Origin of the sequence: Azospirillum thermophilum (assembly GCF_003130795.1) — a bacterium.
Taxonomy (GTDB): Bacteria; Pseudomonadota; Alphaproteobacteria; order Azospirillales; family Azospirillaceae; genus Azospirillum; species Azospirillum thermophilum.
Genome location: NZ_CP029353.1, coordinates 2,142,315 through 2,162,313 on the forward strand (window position 1 = coordinate 2,142,315; position 19,999 = coordinate 2,162,313).

The window sequence follows — 19,999 nt, forward strand, 5'->3', positions numbered from 1 at the left end:
GAGAAAGATAAAAAGCTCCATAAATTGTCCTTATCCGCAACCCGCCGCGGGAAGACACGATGCCCAGCGACCGTCTGCCCGGCCTGCCGGCCGCCGCCTGCGAGCCCCCGGCCGGGGAGGAGGCGCCGTTCCTGCGCCATCACCGGGTCGCCCGGGCCCTGGTCGACACCTTCCAGGAGGCGCTGCAGCCCCAGCTCTCGACCAGGGGCGTGCTGACGCGGGAGGAGTTCGACCGCGCCGTCGCCCTGATGACCGCGCAATGGCCGCGGACCCTGCCGCTGTTCGCCCGCGCCTGCCAGGGCTGCGGCCTCGCCGGCGGCATGGCGGAGGCGGGACGGGACGAGGAGGCCCGGCCGGATGCCTTCCGCCCGGATGGCCGGCGGCGCGACTTCGTCACCCGCCTCGTCTTCTCGAGCGTGCTGCTGAAACTGCCGGAGAGCGTCGATCCCGTCAGCGGCGCGGTGTTTCCCAAGCTGCTCGCCCCCGGCCTGCAGGCGACGCTCTCCGGCCTGTTCTTCGAGAAGGAGTGGGAGGCGATGAACGGCGACGCCATCGCCCTCTACACCCAGATCGGCAGCGACCGCGACGCGGTGGTCTGGCAGCGCATCGCCCGGCAGCAGGCGCTGGCGGTGCTGGCCGACGCGATGTTCGTGCGGGTGATGCTGCGCTTCCGGCAGTTCCACCTGCAGCGCCAGACCGTGGTCCGCCGGATGATCGACCGGCTGCGGAACGGCGCTTCGTCTTCACCGACGAGCATTTCGACCTGCTGTTCGAGACGATGTTCGGCCGGCTGCGCGGCGCGCTGGGCAGCGAGCTCGACCGGGCGCGGATCGACGTGCGCTACGGCGAGGGCACGGCGGAGGCGCTGATGCGGATCTTCGACCAGTTCGACCGGCACCGGCTGGAGCAGTCGCTGCCGGTCCAGTCGATCGGCGGCGCCCGGCGCCCCGGCCGCTCCATGCTCGCCCAGCGCTGCATGCTGGGGGCCGCGCCCGCGGGCAAGCGCTGATCCGGACGCGGGGCCGGCGGTATTAGCCCCCTGTTAACCCGCCGCGCGTTCTGTATGGACAGAGTTTCAACCGGAGGACCGCGACGCCGTGACTGTCCGGCGCTCCATAGCCGGCCCGCTTCCCGCCGGCGCCCTTCCAACCCCCTCCGCGGACGGCGGCGTCCCGGCGGACGAGCTGGAATACCTGTTCGCCGACCCGGGCGGCCCGGCCGCCCCGCGCCGCGCCGCGGCGGGAACGGCGGTGGCCCGGCAGGTCGGGGATGCGCTGGTCGACTCCCGGCTGGCCGGGATGGGCGATGCCGACGTCCGCTCGACGCTGGCGCGCCGGCTCTGCCGGCTGCTGCCCGGCTTGCCGGCGGACGGGCGCGACGCCGTGACGGCGGTCACCGTGCGGGCCCTGGAGCAGCTTGCCCGCGACCATGTCCTGCGGGTGAGGGAGGCGCTGGCCTCGTCGATCAAGGATGTCGCCTGCGCCCCGCCGTCGGTGGTCCGGCAGCTCGCCCGGGACGCGGAGCGCACGGTGGCGGAGCCGGTCCTGCGCTGCTGCGCCGCCCTGACCGACGAGGACCTGCTGGCCATCCTGGCGGACGGGCCGGCCGGCTGGGCGCTCGCCGCCATCGCCCGGCGGCCCCATGTCAGCGCGCCGGTGTCCGACGCCATCGCCGGGACCGGCGACGCCGAGGCGACGGGCCTGCTGCTGGACAACAGCGGCGCCGTGATCGCCGAACCGACCCTGGCCTCCCTGATCGAGCAGGCCGTGCGCCGCCCGGACTGGCAGGCCAGCCTCGCCCGCCGCCCCTCCCTGCCGCCGCGGCTGGCGCTGCGGCTCGCCGGGTTCGTGGAGCTGTCGGTGGTCGAGCTTCTGCGCGGCCGGACCGATTTCGACGAGTCCACGGTGGCGGAGATCGCCGCGGCGACCCGCCGCCGGGTGGACTGGGTCGAGCGCCGCGCGCCCGAGGAGACGCCGGAGCGCCGGGCCGTCCGGCTGCATCGCGAGGGACGGCTGGACGAGACGGCGATCGGCGATGCGCTGTCGTGGAACGAGACCGGCTTCCTGCGCATGGCTCTCGCCCTGCGCTGCGGCGTGGCGCCGGAGGTGGTGGACCTCGTGCTCGGCGCCCATGACGCCCACGCGGTGACGGCGCTGGTCTGGAAGGCCGGCTATTCGATGCGGTGCGCCATGCAGGTCCAGGCGCGGGCGGCCGGCATCGCGCCGCGGGCGATGATCAACGCGCGGGCCGGCACCGGCTATCCCATCGACCCCGACACCATGGCGCGCCATCTCGCGCGCTACGGCATCGGGGCGTGACGCGGCGGCGTTACTGGACGGCGCCGGGAACCTGGGTCCGGTTGCGGTTCATGCGCGGGGCAAGCACGTCGCCGCTCGGCCCGCTCAGCGAGGGATCGCGGTAGTAGGGGCCCCTGGCGTCGCGCGGGTCGAGCGCCTTCGCCGGGGTCACGATCTCCTCGCCGTTGCCGCTGTCGAAGGAGATGACCGCCTGCTTGCGCACCGCGGCGCAGACCTCGCGCTTCTCCTCCTTGCCGGGCACGGCGGAGCCGTCCAGCGCGATCAGCGGAAGCGTCACCGCGACTCGGCCCTCGTCGGGGATCGAGGTGAAGACGTAGTTCACCAGCGGCAGGCAGCGGGAGACGTCGGCGGCCGAGGCCGGGCTGGCGATCTGGGCCGCGGACAGCGCCGCCTCATAGTCTGCGACGGTTTGTCCCAAGGCCCCGCCGGCCGCCGCGCAGGCGAGACCGGAGGACAGGGCCAGGGTGGCAACGAGGCGGCGCATCGGCTTTCTCCCTCAACAAATGCAACGGTTCGCGCAGCGGGCGTTCTCCGCCGGATACAATCACACGCCTCCCCTTCCGCGCAATGGCGTCGCCCCGCGGCGGGCCGCAGGGGACTCCCCCTGATGGCGAACGGATGCGGTCACGCTTGCCCTCGCCGCGGATTCGCGCTACGAACCCGCTCGAAATCTCAGGGCGCTGGATCCCTAAGACGTTTGGACACCATCGGTTCTGTCTCCCGCTGAATGGGGGACGCTCAACGTTTTAGGGAACGCTCCATGGCTCGCAAGAAGATTGCGCTCGTCGGTGCCGGCCAGATCGGCGGCACGCTGGCTCTGCTCGCTGCCCAGAAGGAACTGGGCGATGTCGTGCTGTTCGACATCGCGGAGGGCATGCCGGCCGGCAAGGCGCTCGACCTCGCCGAGACCGCTCCGGTCGAAGGCTTCAACGCCAGCCTGACCGGCGGCAACGACTACTCGATCATCGAGGGCGCCGACGTCGTGATCGTCACCGCCGGCGTGCCGCGCAAGCCGGGCATGAGCCGCGACGACCTGATCGGCATCAACACCGGCGTCTGCCAGACCGTCGGCGAGGCGATCAAGAAGTACGCCCCGAACGCCTTCGTCATCGTCATCACGAACCCGCTGGACGTGATGGTGTGGGTGCTGCAGCAGGCGTCCGGCCTGCCGCCGGAGCGCGTGGTCGGCATGGCCGGCGTGCTCGACTCGGCCCGCTTCCGCTACTTCCTGGCCGAAGAGTTCAACGTGTCGGTCGAGGACGTCACCGCCTTCGTGCTGGGCGGCCACGGCGACACCATGGTCCCGCTCGTCCGCTACTCGACCGTCGCCGGCATCCCGCTGCCCGACCTCGTCAAGATGGGCTGGACCACCCAGGAGAAGCTGGACGCCATCGTGCAGCGCACCCGTGACGGCGGCGCCGAGATCGTCAAGCTGCTGAAGACCGGCTCGGCCTTCTACGCCCCGGCCGCCTCGGCGATCCAGATGGCCGAGTCCTACCTGAAGGACCAGAAGCGCCTGGTTCCGGTCGCCGCCTACCTGACCGGCCAGTACGGCCAGAACGACCTGTATGTCGGCGTCCCGGTCATCATCGGCGCCGGCGGCGTCGAGAAGATCGTCGAGATCGAGCTGAACGCCGACGAGAAGGCGATGTTCGAGAACTCGGTCAACGCCGTGAAGCAGCTCGTCGACGTGGTGAAGAAGCAGCAGGCCGAGAAGTCCGCCTGACGCGGACTCGCGCGCGCTTCGGCCGGATGACGGACACCGGGCGGACGGACCGCCCGTCCCCGGTGTCGCAGTCCCCGGCCGGAGGTTTCGTCATCCGGCGACGGCACGGTACAGGAAATCCCCGGACCAGACCCATCGCCGGATGATGGCGGCCCGAGACGCCGCCGTCAGCGCTTGGCCGTCTCTTTCCGCCCATCGCCAGTCGGTCCAATCGTCAGCCGAATAAAAACAGATGGACGCCCGATGAACATCCATGAGTACCAGGCCAAGGGCCTATTGAAGAAGTACGGGGTCGCGGTTCCGCGCGGCGGTGTTGCGTACACGCCGCAGGAGGCGGAGACGGTGGCGCGCGAGCTTGGCGGCCCTGTGTGGGTCGTGAAGTCGCAGATCCACGCCGGGGGCCGCGGGGCCGGGCGCTTCAAGGACAATCCCGAGGGCAAGGGCGGCGTGCGCGTCGTCAAGTCGATCGAGGAGGTCGGCAAGAATGCCGCCGAGATGCTGGGCCACGTGCTGGTGACCAAGCAGACCGGCGCCGAGGGCCGCGAGGTCAAGCGCCTCTACGTCGAGGAAGGGGCCGACATCAAGCGCGAGCTTTATCTCGGCCTTCTGGTCGACCGCGCGTCGGGCCGCGTCACCGTGATCGCCTCGACCGAGGGCGGCATGGAGATCGAGGAGGTCGCCCACAACACGCCCGACAAGATCGTCAAGGTCGCCATCGACCCGGCCACCGGCATCCAGGGCTACCACACCCGCAAGATCGCCTTCGCGCTCGGGCTGGAGGGCAAGCAGATCGGCGCGGCCGCCCGCTTCATCACCGCCGCCTACCAGGCCTTCATCGAGCTCGACTGCTCGATCGTCGAGATCAACCCGCTGATCGTCACCGGCGGCGGCGACATCCTGGCGCTCGACGCCAAGATGAGCTTCGACGACAACGCGCTGTTCCGCCACAAGGACGTCGAGGAGCTGCGCGACGAGGCCGAGGAGGACCCGGCGGAGATCGAGGCGGCCAAGCACAGCCTCAACTACGTCAAGCTGGACGGCAACATCGGCTGCATGGTCAACGGCGCCGGCCTGGCGATGGCGACCATGGACATCATCAAGCTCTACGGCGGCGAGCCGGCCAACTTCCTGGACGTCGGCGGCGGCGCCACCAAGGAGCGGGTGACGGCGGCGTTCAAGCTGATCCTGTCCGACCCCAACGTCGAGGGCATCCTGGTCAACATCTTCGGCGGCATCATGCGCTGCGACGTGATCGCGGAGGGCGTGGTGGCGGCGGCGCGCGAGGTGCGGCTGCATGTTCCGCTGGTGGTGCGTCTGGAGGGCACCAACGTCGATCTGGGCAAGAAGATCCTTGCCGAGTCCGGTCTGCCGATCCTGTCGGCCGACAACCTCGCCGATGCCGCCGAGAAGGTGGTGAAGGCCGTGAAGGAGGCCGCGTGAGATGGCTGTTCTCGTCGACAAGAACACCAAGGTGATCTGCCAGGGCTTCACCGGCGCGCAGGGCACCTTCCATTCCGAGCAGGCGATCGCCTACGGCACGAAGATGGTCGGCGGCGTGACGCCGGGCAAGGGCGGCACCAAGCACCTCGACCTTCCGGTGTTCGACACGGTGGCCGACGCGGTCGAGAAGACCGGGGCGAACGCCAGCGTGATCTACGTGCCGCCGCCCTTTGCGGCGGACGCCATCCTGGAGGCGATCGACGCGGAGATCCCGCTGGTGGTGTGCATCACCGAGGGCATTCCGGTGCTCGACATGGTGCGGGTGAAGCGGGCGCTGAACGGCTCGAAGACGCGGCTGATCGGTCCGAACTGCCCGGGCATCATCACGCCGGACGAGTGCAAGATCGGCATCATGCCGGGGCACATCCACAAGCGGGGCCGGATCGGCATCGTGTCGCGCTCGGGCACGCTGACCTACGAGGCGGTGGCGCAGACGACGGCGACGGGTCTGGGCCAGACGACCTGCATCGGCATCGGCGGCGACCCGGTGAACGGGACCAACTTCGTGGACAGCCTGGAGCTGTTCCTGAAGGACCCGGAGACCGAGGGGATCATCATGATCGGCGAGATCGGCGGCGACGCCGAGGTGAAGGGGGCGGAGTTCATCAAGGACTCCAAGACCACCAAGCCGGTGGTCGGCTTCATCGCCGGCCGCACCGCCCCTCCGGGACGCCGCATGGGCCATGCCGGCGCGGTCATCTCCGGCGGCAACGACACCGCAGACTTCAAGATCGAGTTCATGAAGTCCGCAGGCATCACCGTCGCCGACAGCCCCGCCTCCCTCGGATCAACCATGCTCAAGATCTTCAAGGGCTGATCCGGGGCAGAGCCGATGCGCGGGGACAAGGCTCCCCCGCACAGCCCCGCCCATGGGTTTCGGCCTGCGGCATCCCATCTAGGAAGCCGTGGGCCGTCCCGTGACGGCGCACCAGACAAGACGACCCACAGGGAACCGGGCCACCGCGCCCGAGGCAGAACCCCGAGGCAGAACAATGTCGGCAAATTTGGAGCAAACCTCGTTCCTCTTCGGATCGAACGCCGGTTACGTCGCCGAACTCTACGCACGCTTCCTGCAGGACCCCACCTCGGTGGATCCGAGCTGGAACGGTTTCTTCAAAGAGCTGGATGACGACACGCGCAGCGTGCTGGACGAACTGCGCGGCGCGTCCTGGACCCTGCGCGACGGGGCGGACGGCGCGGCCGACGAACCCGCCTCGGCCCTTGGCGGCCCGTCCAACGGCGCGCTGGTCGCGCACGCGCAGCACGTCTACGGCGGCATCAGCCACCAGCAGCTCCGCGCGGCGACCCTCGACAGCATCCGCGCGCTGATGCTGATCCGCGTCTACCGCGTCCGCGGCCACATGAACGCGCATTTCGACCCGCTGGGCCTGGAGAAGCGCGAGCCGCACCCGGAGCTGGATCCGGCGACCTACGGCTTCGGCCCGGGCGACCTCGACCGGCCGATCTTCCTGAACTACTCGCTGGGCCTGGAGACGGCGACGCTGCGCCAGATCCTGGACATCCTGCACAAGACCTACTGCGGGACGATCGGCGTCGAGTTCATGCACATCCAGGACCCGGAGGAGAAGGCCTGGATCCAGGAGCGCATCGAGAGCGGCCGCAACCACACCGACTTCACGGTCAACGGCAAGCGCGCCATCCTGGAGCGCCTGACCGCCGCCGAGGGGTTCGAGAAGTTCCTGCAGCTCAAGTACACCGGCACCAAGCGCTTCGGCCTTGAGGGCGGCGAGTCGATGATCCCCGCGCTGGAGCAGATCCTGAAGCGCGGCGGCCAGCTCGGCCTGAAGGAAGTGGTGCTCGGCATGGCCCACCGCGGCCGTCTGAACGTGCTGACCAACTTCATGGGCAAGCCCTTCTCGGCCGTCTTCTCCGAGTTCCAGGGCAACCCGTCGAGCCCCCAGGACGTGCAGGGCTCGGGCGACGTGAAGTACCATCTCGGCACCTCGTCCGACCGCGACTTCAACGGCAACATCGTCCACCTGTCGCTGACCGCCAACCCCTCGCACCTGGAGTGGGTGAACCCGGTCGTGCTCGGCAAGGTCCGCGCCAAGCAGCAGCAGCGCCACGACCTGGAGCGCGAGCAGGTGATGGGCGTGCTGATCCACGGCGACGCCGCCTTCGCCGGCCAGGGCATCGTGGCCGAGACGCTGGGCCTGTCGGAGCTGCGCGGCTACCGCACCGGCGGCACCGTCCACTTCATCATCAACAACCAGATCGGCTTCACCACCAACCCGCACTACTCGCGGTCGGGCATCTACTGCTCCGACATGGCGAAGATGGTGCAGGCGCCGATCTTCCACGTGAACGGCGACGACCCCGAGGCGGTGGTCCATGTCAGCCGCATCGCCGTGGAGTACCGCCAGAAGTTCAAGCGCGACGTCGTGATCGACATGGTGTGCTACCGCCGCCACGGTCACAACGAGGGTGACGAGCCGGGCTTCACCCAGCCCATCATGTACAAGAAGATCCGCAGCCACGCGACGACGCGCGAGCTGTACGCCAAGCAGCTCGTCGAAGAGAACGTCATCACCGAGGCCGAGGGCGACCAGATCGTCCAGGACTTCATGAAGAAGCTCGAAGGCGAGTTCGAGGCGTCCGCGACCTACAAGCCCAACAAGGCCGACTGGCTGGAGGGCAAGTGGAGCGGGCTGGAGGCCCAGGCGGCCGACAGCGAGCATCGCGGCAACACCGGCGTGAAGCTCGACGTCCTGAAGGAGCTGGGGCTGAAGCTCTGCGAGTATCCGAAGGACTTCGCGATCAACCCGAAGATCGCCCGCCAGCTCGAGGCCAAGAAGAAGTCGATCGAGAGCGGCGAGAACATCGACTGGGCGACCGCCGAGGCGCTGGCCTACGCCACGCTTCTGGTCGAGGGCAACGGCGTGCGCCTGTCCGGCCAGGATTCCGGCCGCGGCACCTTCTCGCACCGCCATGCGGTGATGTACGACCAGAACACCGAGGCCAAGTACGTCCCGCTGACCCACCTGCGTCCGGACCAGGCCCCGTTCGAGGTGCATGACAGCCCGCTGTCGGAGGCCGCCGTCGTGGGCTACGAGTACGGCTATTCGCTGGCCGAGCCGCACAGCCTGATCCTGTGGGAGGCGCAGTTCGGCGACTTCGCCAACACCGCGCAGACCATCATCGACCAGTTCATCTCGTCGGGCGAGTCCAAGTGGCTGCGCATGTCCGGCCTGGTGCTGCTGCTGCCGCATGGCTACGAAGGCCAGGGCCCCGAGCACTCCTCGGCCCGCCCGGAGCGCTTCCTGCAGATGTCGGCCGAGGACAACTGGCAGATCTGCAACGTCACGACCCCGGCGAACCTGTTCCACGTCTTCCGCCGGCAGATCCGCCGGACCTTCCGCAAGCCGCTGGTTCTGTTCACGCCGAAGTCGCTGCTGCGCCACAAGCTCTGCGTCTCCAACCTGGCGGAGATGGCCGAGGGCACGCATTTCCACCGCGTGCTGGGCGAGACGGCGGCCGACCTGCTGCCGAACGACCAGATCCGCCGGATCGTGGTGTGCACCGGCAAGGTCTATTACGACCTGCTGCAGGAGCGCATCAGCCGCGGCATCAAGGACGTGGTGATCCTGCGCCTGGAGCAGCTCTATCCGTTCCCCCGCGCGTCGCTGACCGAGGAGTTCGCCAAGTACCCGAACGCCGATCTGGTCTGGTGCCAGGAGGAGCCGGAGAACCAGGGCTACTGGACCTTCGTCGACCGCCGGCTGGAGACCTGCCTGAAGTCGACGGAGCACAAGGCCGGCCGCCCGGTCTATGTCGGCCGCCCGGCGTCCGCCTCGCCCGCCACCGGTCTGCTCAAGCGGCACAACCAGGAGCAGGCCAAGCTGATCGACGACGCGCTCACCGTCCGCTGAGCCGGTTCACCCGAGCGAACAAGAAAAGAAAGAGGATTCAATGGCTACCGAAATCAAGGTCCCCACGCTGGGTGAGTCGGTCTCCGAGGCCACCGTCGCCCGCTGGCTGAAGCAGGCCGGCCAGCCGGTCGCCGCCGACGAGCCGCTGGTCGAGCTGGAGACCGACAAGGTCACGCTGGAGGTCAACGCCCCGGCCGCCGGCACCCTGTCGGAGATCGTGGCTCCGGAAGGCTCGAACGTCGGCGTCGGCGCCCTGCTCGGCGTGATCGCCGAGGGTGCCGCCGCCGCCGCTCCCGCTCCGGCCAAGGCCGCCGCCCCGGCGGCGGCGGCCCCGGCCCCGGTCGCCGCCCCGGCGCCGGCCGCCGGTGCCGCCGGCCTCGCCGAGTCCGGTCCGGCCGCCCGCAAGCTGGTCGCCGAGACCGGCGTCGATGCCGGCTCCATCGCCGGCACCGGCAAGGACGGCCGCATCACCAAGGGCGACGTGCTGGAGGCGGCGAAGAAGCCGGCCCCGGCCGCCGCCGCTCCGGCCGCCGCCCCGGCGCCGAAGTTCCAGTGGGCCGCCGGCACCCAGGGCGAGCGTCCGCGGGCGGCGCAGGAGGAGCGGGTCCGCATGACCCGCCTGCGCCAGCGCATCGCCGAGCGCCTGAAGGAGGCGCAGAACAGCGCCGCCATGCTGACCACCTTCAACGAGGTGGACATGACCAACGTCATGGCGCTGCGCAACGAGTACAAGGACTACTTCGAGAAGCGCCACAAGGTGCGGCTCGGCTTCATGTCCTTCTTCGTGAAGGCCGCCATCCAGGCGCTGAAGGAGATCCCGGCCGTCAACGCCGAGATCGACGGCACCGACATCGTCTACAAGAACTACTATGACATCGGCGTCGCCGTCGGCACGCCGCAGGGCCTGGTGGTTCCGATCGTCCGCGACGCCGACAAGATGGGCTTCGCCGACATCGAGGCGAAGATCGGCGAGCTGGGCAAGAAGGGCCGCGACGGCAAGCTGTCGATGGACGAGCTGACCGGCGGCACCTTCACCATCTCGAACGGCGGCGTCTACGGCTCGCTGATGTCGACCCCGATCATCAACCCGCCGCAGTCGGCCATCCTCGGCATGCACAAGACCATGGACCGCGCGGTCGTGGTCAACGGCAAGGTCGAGGTCCGTCCGATGATGTACCTGGCGCTGTCCTACGACCACCGCATCATCGACGGCAAGGAAGCGGTCACCTTCCTCGTCCGCATCAAGGAGTGCATCGAGGATCCGCGCCGGCTGCTGCTGGACGTCTGATCCCGGTCACGATCCGCCAGCCCGCGCGAGGGGCTGGCCGGAAGGGGGCGCCGCAAGGCGCCCTTTTTCGTGGGCGCTCCCGGTCCGCCATCCTCCCATCCGCTATCGTCCGCCGCCCCGGTCGGCGGTGCCGCGCCGGCCGCCCTGCTGGCCGCCGAGCAGGGTCATCAGGCTGTCGAAGTCGTTGCGGAAGTCGGTGAAGAAGTCGCCGGTCCGGGTGGAGCGCATGGCCTGCGACGAGGAGGCCGAGCTGGACCAGCGCTGCGTCGCCTTGCTTCCCGACCCGGTGCGGGCGACGCGGCGGGGCTTGTCGGGCGGCGGCTCCGGCTTCGCCGCCGGAAGGGGCGCAGCCGGCACCGTCAGCACCGGCGGCTGGCCGGGCTGGCTGTTGCGCGCGAAGGCGTCGCCGCAGAGGCCCTGCTCCCGCGCCGCCGCGCGGCGGTCCTCGCCGAGCAGCCAGCAATCGACGTTCTCCGGCCCGGGATTCGCCCGGTCGGCCTCGCCCGCCCGGGCGGACGGCGCCCCCAGCGCCGCCAGCAGGATCATCGCCGCCAGCACCCGGCCCCGGCCCTCTCCTGGCATCGCGCCTCACCTCCGCTGCCGTTCCAACCGTCAGGGATACAACGCCGGGCCGGGCGCGATCTTCCGTGCAAATCGGTGGAGAGCCGAGCGAAACGGAGTAGCCCGGCCGGCAGCCGGGCTTCCGCTTCCCGGATCCCCTTCCCAGGCTACCGTCCCAGGCCTCCTCCTCAGGCCCCCTCCTCAGGCCCCCTCCTCAGGCCCCCTCCTCAGGCCCCCTCCTCAGGCATAGATGCTGCGCGGCGGGTTCAGCACCTCCGTCAGGGCGGCGGCGACGGTCTCCCCCTCCTCACGCGCGAGGCCGGCGATGCCGATGCGGATGCCCGGACCGCTGCGCAGCCGGAACACCTCGCCGGCCTGCACCGCCCAGCCGCGCGCCAGCATGCCCTGCACCACCTCCGCCTCGCGCTGGACGGGGACCCAGACATGCAGGCCCGAGGCCCCCATGGCGCGGATGCCGCGCCGCTCCAGCGCGGTCAGCAGGCCGTCGCGCCGCTCGGCATAGCGGACGGCAGCCCGCCCGACCAGCGCCGCGGTTTCCGGCGCCGTCCACACCCGGCCGACGAGCCGCTGCAGCAGGTGGCTGACCCAGCGGGGGCCGAGCGCCTGATGGTTGCGCAGCCGCGCCAGCGTCAGCGCATCGCCGGCCGCCACCGCCACCCGCAGGTCCGGCCCGAGGAACTTCGACACCGACCGCACCACCAGCCAGGGCCGGGCCTGCCCGTCCGGCGGGGCGGCGGTCATGGCCTCGGCGCCGGCCACCGGACCGGCATGGTCGTCCTCGATCAGCAGGGCGCCGCGGTGGCGGTTGAGCACCGCGGCGATGCGCGCCGCCCGCTCCGCCGACAGGCAGGCGCCGGTCGGGTTCTGCGCCCGCGGCGTCAGCAGCACCGCCCGCGCGCCGGCCGCCAGCGCCCCCTCCAGCGGCGCGGGCAGCATCCCCTCCCCGTCGGTCGGCACCGGAGCCGCCCGCAGCCCCAGCGCCCGGATCAGCAGCAGGGCGGAGACATAGCCCGGGTCCTCCACCGCCACCGTATCGCCCGGCCGCACATGGGTGCGCAGAGCCCGCTCCAGCCCGTCCATCGCGCCGGAGACGACGGCCACCGCCTCGGCCGGGATGCCGTCTTGCCGGAAGGCCCGCCGGGCGAAGCCGACCAGCCCCGGATCGTCCTCCGCCATCTCGTAGCCGCCCGGCGGCAGGGCGAGGGCGGCGAGGTGCGGCGTCAGGTCCGGCAGCAGGGCCGGATCGACGTTGCCCGAGGCGAGGTCGCGGGCCCGCGACGGGATCGGCGGCCGATAGGCGTCCACCGCCGGGATGGAGCAGACGATGGAGCCCTGCCGCCCCGAGCCGGTGATCAGCCCGGCGTCGCGCAAGCGGGCATAGGCGGTGGCGACCGTGTTGCGGTTGACGCCGAGCCGGTCGGCCACCTCGCGCACGGGGGGCAGCCGCGCCCCCTCCCCCACCCGCCCGTCGCGGATCGCCCGCTCCACGCTGGCGGCGATCTCGGCGACGGTGCGGCCTTCGATGTACGGATTGTCCATGACAGAGGCGTACGTGCTCTAGGACATTGCGTCAATGCCGGCCCCTCGGCGGACGGGGCCCGCCTGTGCGCGCTGTGCGCGGACATCCCGCCGCACAATGCGGTGCAGCCGGCATTTCCCGTGTGCCGCCAGGGGGTTGGGCCGATCCATTCGTGCACATTCGTTGTGCAGGGGATGCACAACGGGGGGCGCCGACGGCGGGACCGCAGGGAAGAGAGGACGCAATCCGGGAGGAGATGGCGGACAAGGTAACCGGCCGGCGCGGCCGGGACAAGATCGTCCGGAAAATGCCGGCATGCCGCACCGGCGTCGCCTGCCGTCACCCGCCGGTCAGGTCAGGTGAGGCAGCTTCAGGTAGTCCTCGCTCTGCATCTCCATCAGGCGGCTGACGGTGCGTTCGAACTCGAAGGCGTGGGTGCCCTCGGGGTAGAGACGCTCCGGCGGGCCTTCGGCGGCGATGACGACGTTCACCTTGTGCTCGTACAGCGCGTCGATCAGCGTCATGAAACGCTTGGCCTCGTTGCGCCGCTCGTCCTTCATGGTCGGCACGTCGTCGATCAGCACCGTGTGGAAATGCGTGGCGATCGCCAGATAGTCGGCGGCGCCGAACGGCTTGCCGCACAGGTCCCAGAAATCCACCCAGGCCACACCCTTGGCCGCACGCTCGATGTCCACCCGCCGGCCCTGCACCAGAAGATGCGTGCACTCGCCGGGCTGGCCGCCGGTCAGCGCGGCGAAGGCCTCCTTCATCCGCGCGTCGGACTCCGCACCCAGCGGCCAATGGTAGATCGGCATGCCCTGCAGCCGGTCCAGCCGGTAGTCGGTCGGCCCCTCCAGCGACAGGACGTCCAGCTTCTCCTTCAGCAGGGCGATGAAGGGCAGGAACAGCTCGCGCTGCAGCCCGTCCTTGTAGAGCATGTCCGGCGGCCAGTTGGAGGTGGCGACCACCACCACGCCGAGGTCGAACAGGTTGGTGAACAGCCGGCCGAGGATCATCGCGTCCACGACGTTGGTGACGTGGAACTCGTCGAAGCACAGAAGCCATGCCTCGTCCGCCAGGGCGCGCGCCAGCTCGGGCAGGCTGTCGTCGGCGCCGCCGGCCTTGCCCTTGCCGGACTGGCGGTACTGGTGGATGCGCTCGTGCACCTCCAGCATGAACTCGTGGAAATGGACGCGGCGCTTCTTCTCCACCGGGGCGGTCTCGAAGAACAGGTCCATCAGCATCGACTTGCCGCGCCCCACCCCGCCATAGAGGTAGAGCCCCTGCGGCGCGGTCGAGGCGATCTCCGGCGACGGCGGCGCGGCGCGCAGACGGCCGAGGCCGAAGCGCTGCAGCCAGCCGGTCTTCGCCTCGCTTTCCATCGACGGCGGCTGATAGCCCTTCAGCGCCTGGTACAGGCTCTGGAACTTCTCCGCGGCCAGCTCCTGGTCGGGATCGGGGCGCAGGGTGCCGGTGCCGCGGCGGGCACGATAACGGGCGAGCGGACCTTCGGACATGGATGTACAGCTTCGGCGGTGGGCGGAATGCTGGTCCTTACCTAGCGGATGCCGGCCCCCCCGGCAATGACCGGGGGCGGGATCGTGCCCTGCAAAAAGGGACCGGCGCATGCCGGCGCCCCGGACGGCCCGACGGCGTGCGCCGGGGTGGGACAAATCGCGCAGGCCTCGCGGGGGCCGGCATGCTCTCGGTTAAGGCTCCGTTACCATTTTCCCGCCTAGTCTGGTCGACCCGCAGGAAACGCACTGCCGCAGACCGAACCGCCCGGAAGAGGCCGCAACGCAATGGGTGTCACCGACCCGGTCGGCGAGACGACGGACGCCACCGCTCCCGACGGGCGGGCGGGGCGGGCGGCGCGCGCTGCGCGGAGCACGCTCGGCTCCGTGCGGTTCCTCATGCTCGCCTCGGGTGCGGCCTTCATCCTGGTGGTCAACGCCCTGATCGGCTACGGCATCCACAAGCGCTACGCGGAATCGGTGGAGGCGGCGGAGCAGGCCACCCGCGACCTCGCCCGCACCCTGGAGGAGCAGACGCTCCGCACCGTCTTCGGCGTCGACCTGATGCTGTCCGACCTCGGCCTGACGCTGGATCTGCATCCCGGCGGCCGGGAGCGGGGAAACCCGGCGGTGCACCGCCACCTGAAGGAGCGGCGCGGCGTGTTCCCGCAGATCGCCGACCTGGTGGTGGTGGACGAGAGCGGACATGTGCTGAACCATTCCGCCGACGCGCCGCTGCCGGGCTTCGCCCTGACCGACCGCGGCTATTTCTCGGTCCATTCGGCCCGGCCGGAATCGCCGTTCCACGTCGGCGGGCCGATCGCCAGCCGGGTCGTGGCGGGAACGCAGGTGATCCCGATGAGCCGCCGCTGGAGCGATGCGGCGGGGCGGTTCCGCGGCGTGCTGGTCGCGATGGTCGACCCCTTCCGCCTCGGCTCCACCTTCGAGACGCTTCGGCTGGACCGCAAGGGCGCGGTGATCCTGGCGCTGGAGGACGGGACGATCCTGCTGCAGCGCTGGCCGGGCGACGCCCCGCCGCTGCACCGGCTGGACGACTGGCCGGCGGTGACCGGGGTGCTGCGGCCGGCGGGCGGCGCCACCCTGCGGGCGACGGCGCCGGACGGCCGCGACAGCATCGTCAGCATGCTGAAGGTGAAGGGCTATCCCTTCATCGTCGTCACCACCCTGCCGCGGTCCGCGGCGCTGGCCGAATGGCGGCGCGACAGCATGGTCTGGGCCGCCATCGGCCTGGGGATGACGCTGGCGATCGCGGTGCTGACCGGCTTCGTCGTGCGCCAGCAGGCGCGCCGCGACATCGACCAGGAGAGGCTGAACCACGCGTCGCGCCGCATCCGCGGCATTCTCGATTCCATGATGGACGCGGTCATCACGCTGGACGGCCGCGGCCGGATCGAGACCTTCAACCCGGCCGCCCAGCGCATGTTCGGCTATGCCGAGGCCGAACTGATCGGCCGCGACGCCGGGCTGCTGATCCCGGACGACCAGCAGGCGCAGTTCCGCGCCCACATCGCCGAGCACCGCGCGCGCGACGGCGGGCCGCTGATGATCCCGGCCAACCGCGACCTGCTGGCGGTGCGGCGCGACGGCACGACCTTTCCCATCAGCCTGTCGGTCAGCGAGCTGCGCCTGCCGTCGCGCCGCGGCCCGGGGCGGCGGGCGGCCGGATCGACGCACATCTTCGTCGGCGTGGTGCGGGACGAGACGCGCCGGCGCCAGCAGGAGGCGGAGCTGCTCGCCTCCAAGACGCAGGCCGAGATGGCCAGCCGGGCCAAGTCGCAGTTCCTGGCGAACATGAGCCACGAGCTGCGCACGCCGCTGAACGCCATCATCGGCTTTGCCGAGATCCTGGACAGCGAATTCTTCGGCAAGCTGAACGAGCGGCAGAAATCCTGTGCCCGGGACATCCACGACAGCGGCCGGCACCTGCTGGAGATCGTCAATGCCGTGCTCGACATGTCGAAGATCGAATCCGGCCATTACGAGCTGCACGAGGAGGCGGTCGGCGTCGACATGGCGCTGACCCAGTGCCTGATGATGGTGCGCGACCGCGCCCGCGAGACCGGGCTGGACCTGCAGCACAGCTCCACCGTCCTGGAGGATCTGTGGGTCGACCAGCGGGCGCTGAAGCAGATCATCCTGAACCTGCTGTCCAACGCGGTGAAGTTCACGCCGGCCGGCGGCACCGTCACCGTCGCCGCAAGGCTGGAGGAGGACGGCGGCTTCGCCCTGACGGTGGCCGATACCGGCATCGGCATTCCCGCCGCCTTCATGCCGCACCTGTTCGAGCCGTTCCGCCAGGCGGAAACCTCGGCCAACCGGCGCTATGAGGGGACGGGGCTGGGGCTGTCGATCTCGCACAACCTCGCCGCCCTGCACGGCGGCACGCTGACCTGCCGCAGCGAAGTCGGCGTCGGGACGGAGATGACGCTGCGCCTGCCGGCCAGCCGGGTCATCGCGTCGGTGGCGGCGGGCGCGGGGCGGGAACGGCCTTGGCCTGAGACCGCGCCGGATCAGCGCAGGCGGGTGACGGGGAAGCGCCGCTCCGGCCGGACGAAGGCGTCCTGGGCGCCGACGATCTGCAGTTCGCGCGTGCCGGCCGTCCTGGTCGCCTCGAAGATGGCGAAGATGGCGGCGGCGGCCTGGCCCAGCGCCTCGCCCGGGTCGCGGCTGGCGAGGTAATGGGCGAGGAACAGGGCGGCCACGGCGTCGCCGGAGCCGTTGGGCGACGGGGTGAGGTCGAGCCGCGGCGTCGCCACCAGCCACGCGCCGTCGGCATCGTCCACCAGCATCTCGATGGTGTCGGACGGCACGTCGCTGCGGGTCAGGCTGGTCACCAGGATCAGGCGCGGACCGCGGCTGCGCAGCGCGGCGGTGGCGGCCAGCGCGTCGTCCAGCGTGCCGACCGGGCGGTCGGCGAGATACTCCAGCTCGAACTGGTTCGGCGTCATCAGGTCGGCGGCGGGGACAGCGTGGGCCTTGATGAAGTCCGGCAGGCCGGGCCGCACGAAGAAGCCGCGGCCGACGTCGCCCATCACCGGGTCGCAGCAGTAGATCGCCTGCGGATTGGCGGCCTTGACGCGGGCGGCGGTCTCCACGATCACCTGCCCGAGCCCGACGTCGCCCATGTAGCCGGAGAGCACCGCGTCGCACTGCGGCAGCACCCCGCGCGCGGCGATGCCGTCCACCACGTCGGCGATGTGTTCGGCGGTGAAGACCTGTCCGGTCCAGGCGCCATAGCCGGTGTGGTTGGAGAACTGGACCGTGTTCACGGCGATGGCGTCGATGCCCAGGCGCTGCAGCGGAAACACCGCGGCGCGGTTGCCGACATAGCCGTAAGCGACGTGCGACTGGATCGAAAGGACGGTCTTCATGGACAAAAGCCTATGCGAGGGCAGGGCAATCGGTAAACCCCGCGCACCGGCCTTGCATGACGGCCATGCAGCGGATGCGCACCCCCTTGCATCTGAAACAATTCCGACCCCGTAAGCATCTTCATATCGTATCGCTTCTTGCCGGCCCGAAATGACAGGTGTTTTTGGCTTGAAACCATTCGGCGCCTCAGGGTTGTGCGCTGCAATGAGAATTTCCTTCCCGGAGGCCGATGATCGGCCCTACCCTTCACGTCAGGTCTATACCCTGTCGGACAACGGCCCATGGCAATCGAGTTCATGCGTATGAAGCTGCGGCGCAAGTCGGCTCCGCCGCTGCTGCTGTCCGGCGGGGCCGTCCTCCAGCTCGACGGGGCGATCGACCTGCTGGGCGACGCCATGGTCCATGCCGAGACGGTCGGCGCGCTGATCGACGGGGTGGATGCCGGCGCCGCCCCTACCCCGCTGCCGCTGGCCGAGGTGATGGAGTCCTCCTGCCGGGCCTGCCCGGTCGCCGCGCGCAGCGGGGCCGGCTGCCGCTGCCTGCAGGTGGACCGGCTGCGGATGGACGGCGCGGAGTCGCTGTCGCCCGTCCTGCTGCGCCCGGGCCAGCCGCCCGCCGTCGCCGGCGAGCAGCCGCGCGGCCTGTGGCAGGCCTTCGCCGCCGTGCGCGCCGCCCGCGCCCGGCAGGTCCGCCGCGCCGCCTGATCCGGTGGCGCCCGATCCGGCATCGTCCGGCACGGTGCCGTCCGGATCGGCCGGGAGACGGTCGCTTCGCCTCATGGACTTGCGCGCGGCCGGCGGATAAAGCTGGGGCTCCGTCCATCGCGACACGCAGCCAGCCCCGAGGAGTCCGCCATGGCCCAGACCGTCCGCCCGCGCCGCAGTGTGCTCTACATGCCCGGTTCCAACGCCCGGGCGCTGGAGAAGGGCCGCAGCCTGCCGGCCGACGGGCTGATCCTGGATCTGGAGGACGCGGTCGCCCCGGACGCCAAGGCCGCCGCGCGGACGACCATCCGCGAGGCCATCGCCGCCGGCGGCTATGGCGGGCGCGAGCTGGTGATCCGCAGCAACGGGCTGAACACCCCCTGGGGCTATGACGACCTCGTGATGGCCGCCGCCAGCGGCGCCGACGCCGTCCTGCTGCCGAAGGTCGAGAGCGCGGACATGGTGCGCCAGGCGGAGGCGGTGCTGCGCGCCGCCGGGGCGCCGGACGGCCAGCGCCTGTGGTGCATGATGGAGACGCCGCTCGGCATCCTGAACGCGCGGGAGATCGCCGCCGCCTCGCCGCGGCTGGGGGCGCTGGTGCTCGGCACCTCCGACCTCGCCAAGGACCTGCACGCGGCGCACACGCCGGACCGGCTGCCGATGATCACCAGCCTGGGGCTCTGCCTGCTGGCGGCGCGGGCCTACGGGCTGGCGGTGCTGGACGGCGTGCATCTCGACCTGAACGACGACGAGGGCTTCGCCGCCTCCTGCCGGCAGGGGCGCGAGCTGGGCTTCGACGGCAAGACGCTGATCCATCCCAAGACCATCGCCGCCTGCAACGCCGCCTATGCGCCGGCCGCCGAGGAGGTCGACCACGCCCGCCGCATCATCGCCGCCCATGCCGAGGCGGTCGCCCGGGACCAGGGCGTCGTGCTGGTCGACGGCAGGCTGGTGGAAAACCTGCACGTCGAGAACGCCCGGCGGTTGGTCGCGCTGGCCGAGGCCATCGCCGCGCTCGAAGCGGGAGCCTGACGGGGCATCGCGGATCCTTCGCGGAATCCGCAATCCGCTGCGGAACCAACCTCTACCGCCATCGGTTGTCGGACCGTGGCAGAGGTGGAGGTTGAGCAATGGCCTCGAAAGACAGCAGTCTGAGTGAAGGCGGCCGGTCCGGGGGCGGCCGCACGTCCAACCGTGGTTTCGCGTCGATGGACCCCGACCGTCAGCGCGAGATCGCGAGCAAGGGCGGGGAAAGCGTGCCCGCGGACAAGCGAAGCTTCTCCAAGAATCCCGCACTGGCAGCGGAAGCGGGCCGCAAGGGGGGACGGAGCGTTCCCGCCTCCTCGCGAAGCTTCTCGCGCAACCCGTCCCTGGCGGCCGAAGCCGGACGCAAGGGCGGGCAGGCCAGCCACGGCGGACGCGGCGGTGCCGTCGCCCGGCCCGGCGATGCCGACTGACGAGACGCCGACCGATGACCGGCACCGCGGGTGTCTGCCCCGGTCCTGCGTCCCAGGACAGCGCGTCAAGACAAAGCCCCTCCCCGGGTGACCGGGAAGGGGCTTTCT

16 protein-coding genes and 1 pseudogene are annotated in these 19,999 nt (G+C 70.7%); 12 read left to right on the forward strand and 5 right to left on the reverse strand.

Features of this window, described 5'->3' with window-relative positions:
- The first annotated feature begins 59 nt into the window (after nucleotides 1-59).
- From DEW08_RS16490 to DEW08_RS16495, 3 genes are all read left to right on the forward strand, one after another.
- Complete coding sequence (locus DEW08_RS16490) at nucleotides 60-869, forward strand: hypothetical protein (protein WP_245986341.1); 810 nt, start codon at nucleotides 60-62, stop codon at nucleotides 867-869.
- Nucleotides 869-1,009, forward strand: coding sequence for a hypothetical protein (locus tag DEW08_RS32495; protein WP_245986342.1), 141 nt, complete (start codon nucleotides 869-871; stop codon nucleotides 1,007-1,009). Before DEW08_RS16490 ends, DEW08_RS32495 begins: the two co-directional genes overlap by 1 nt.
- 88 nt (nucleotides 1,010-1,097) lie before the next feature.
- Nucleotides 1,098-2,318 (forward strand): DUF2336 domain-containing protein, encoded by a 1,221-nt coding sequence (locus tag DEW08_RS16495; RefSeq protein ID WP_245986343.1) that lies wholly within the window; start codon nucleotides 1,098-1,100, stop codon nucleotides 2,316-2,318.
- A 10-nt stretch (nucleotides 2,319-2,328) separates the two neighbouring features.
- On the opposite strand, the gene DEW08_RS16500 is transcribed toward DEW08_RS16495, so the two are convergent.
- The gene (locus DEW08_RS16500; RefSeq protein ID WP_109328929.1) at nucleotides 2,329-2,802 is read right to left on the reverse strand and encodes a hypothetical protein; all 474 of its coding nucleotides are present in this window, start codon (nucleotides 2,800-2,802) and stop codon (nucleotides 2,329-2,331) included.
- Nucleotides 2,803-3,078: 276 nt separating this feature from the next.
- On the opposite strand from DEW08_RS16500, the gene mdh reads away from it, so the two are divergent.
- The 5 genes from mdh to odhB all read left to right on the forward strand — a co-directional run bounded on the left by mdh (nucleotide 3,079) and on the right by odhB (nucleotide 10,722).
- Nucleotides 3,079-4,044 carry a malate dehydrogenase gene (gene mdh, locus DEW08_RS16505; RefSeq protein WP_109328931.1) on the forward strand — a complete coding sequence of 322 codons (966 nt, stop codon included), beginning with the start codon at nucleotides 3,079-3,081 and terminating at the stop codon, nucleotides 4,042-4,044.
- A 243-nt stretch (nucleotides 4,045-4,287) separates the two neighbouring features.
- Nucleotides 4,288-5,484, forward strand: coding sequence for an ADP-forming succinate--CoA ligase subunit beta (gene sucC, locus DEW08_RS16510; RefSeq protein WP_109328933.1), 1,197 nt, complete (start codon nucleotides 4,288-4,290; stop codon nucleotides 5,482-5,484).
- 1 nt (nucleotide 5,485) lies between these two features.
- Nucleotides 5,486-6,361: a succinate--CoA ligase subunit alpha gene (gene sucD, locus DEW08_RS16515; RefSeq protein ID WP_109328935.1), complete on the forward strand. Its 876-nt coding sequence runs from the start codon at nucleotides 5,486-5,488 to the stop codon at nucleotides 6,359-6,361.
- A gap of 175 nt (nucleotides 6,362-6,536) precedes the next feature.
- Complete coding sequence (locus DEW08_RS16520; RefSeq protein ID WP_109328937.1) at nucleotides 6,537-9,434, forward strand: 2-oxoglutarate dehydrogenase E1 component; 2,898 nt, start codon at nucleotides 6,537-6,539, stop codon at nucleotides 9,432-9,434.
- 40 nt (nucleotides 9,435-9,474) lie between these two features.
- Nucleotides 9,475-10,722: a 2-oxoglutarate dehydrogenase complex dihydrolipoyllysine-residue succinyltransferase gene (gene odhB, locus DEW08_RS16525; RefSeq protein WP_109328939.1), complete on the forward strand. Its 1,248-nt coding sequence runs from the start codon at nucleotides 9,475-9,477 to the stop codon at nucleotides 10,720-10,722.
- 102 nt (nucleotides 10,723-10,824) lie between these two features.
- Here odhB and DEW08_RS16530 read toward each other — a convergent pair whose 3' ends face one another.
- The 3 genes from DEW08_RS16530 to zapE form a co-directional block, all read right to left on the reverse strand.
- Complete coding sequence (locus DEW08_RS16530) at nucleotides 10,825-11,304, reverse strand: hypothetical protein (RefSeq protein ID WP_146214699.1); 480 nt, start codon at nucleotides 11,302-11,304, stop codon at nucleotides 10,825-10,827.
- A 219-nt stretch (nucleotides 11,305-11,523) separates the two neighbouring features.
- Nucleotides 11,524-12,843, reverse strand: a complete 1,320-nt coding sequence (locus tag DEW08_RS16535; RefSeq protein ID WP_109328944.1) for an aminotransferase class I/II-fold pyridoxal phosphate-dependent enzyme — start codon at nucleotides 12,841-12,843, stop codon at nucleotides 11,524-11,526.
- A 330-nt stretch (nucleotides 12,844-13,173) separates the two neighbouring features.
- The gene (zapE, locus tag DEW08_RS16540; protein WP_109328946.1) at nucleotides 13,174-14,340 is read right to left on the reverse strand and encodes a cell division protein ZapE; all 1,167 of its coding nucleotides are present in this window, start codon (nucleotides 14,338-14,340) and stop codon (nucleotides 13,174-13,176) included.
- A gap of 1,371 nt (nucleotides 14,341-15,711) precedes the next feature.
- Here zapE and DEW08_RS32500 point away from each other — a divergent pair.
- Nucleotides 15,712-16,743: pseudogene (locus DEW08_RS32500) on the forward strand (PAS domain-containing sensor histidine kinase); the annotation flags it as partial.
- Nucleotides 16,744-16,868: 125 nt separating this feature from the next.
- Here DEW08_RS32500 and pdxY read toward each other — a convergent pair.
- Entirely contained in the window at nucleotides 16,869-17,729 is an 861-nt protein-coding gene (gene pdxY, locus DEW08_RS16550; protein WP_109328948.1) for a pyridoxal kinase PdxY, read from the reverse strand.
- Between the two features lie 282 nt (nucleotides 17,730-18,011).
- Between pdxY and DEW08_RS16555 the strand changes: the two genes are divergently transcribed.
- From DEW08_RS16555 to DEW08_RS16565, 3 genes are all read left to right on the forward strand, one after another.
- The gene (locus tag DEW08_RS16555) at nucleotides 18,012-18,434 is read left to right on the forward strand and encodes a hypothetical protein (RefSeq protein ID WP_146214700.1); all 423 of its coding nucleotides are present in this window, start codon (nucleotides 18,012-18,014) and stop codon (nucleotides 18,432-18,434) included.
- A 150-nt stretch (nucleotides 18,435-18,584) separates the two neighbouring features.
- On the forward strand, nucleotides 18,585-19,466 hold the full coding sequence (locus tag DEW08_RS16560) for an HpcH/HpaI aldolase/citrate lyase family protein (RefSeq protein ID WP_109328952.1): 882 nt from the start codon (nucleotides 18,585-18,587) through the stop codon (nucleotides 19,464-19,466).
- Nucleotides 19,467-19,564: 98 nt separating this feature from the next.
- The gene (locus tag DEW08_RS16565) at nucleotides 19,565-19,891 is read left to right on the forward strand and encodes a con-10 family general stress protein (RefSeq protein WP_109328954.1); all 327 of its coding nucleotides are present in this window, start codon (nucleotides 19,565-19,567) and stop codon (nucleotides 19,889-19,891) included.
- Nucleotides 19,892-19,999: the final 108 nt, after the last annotated feature.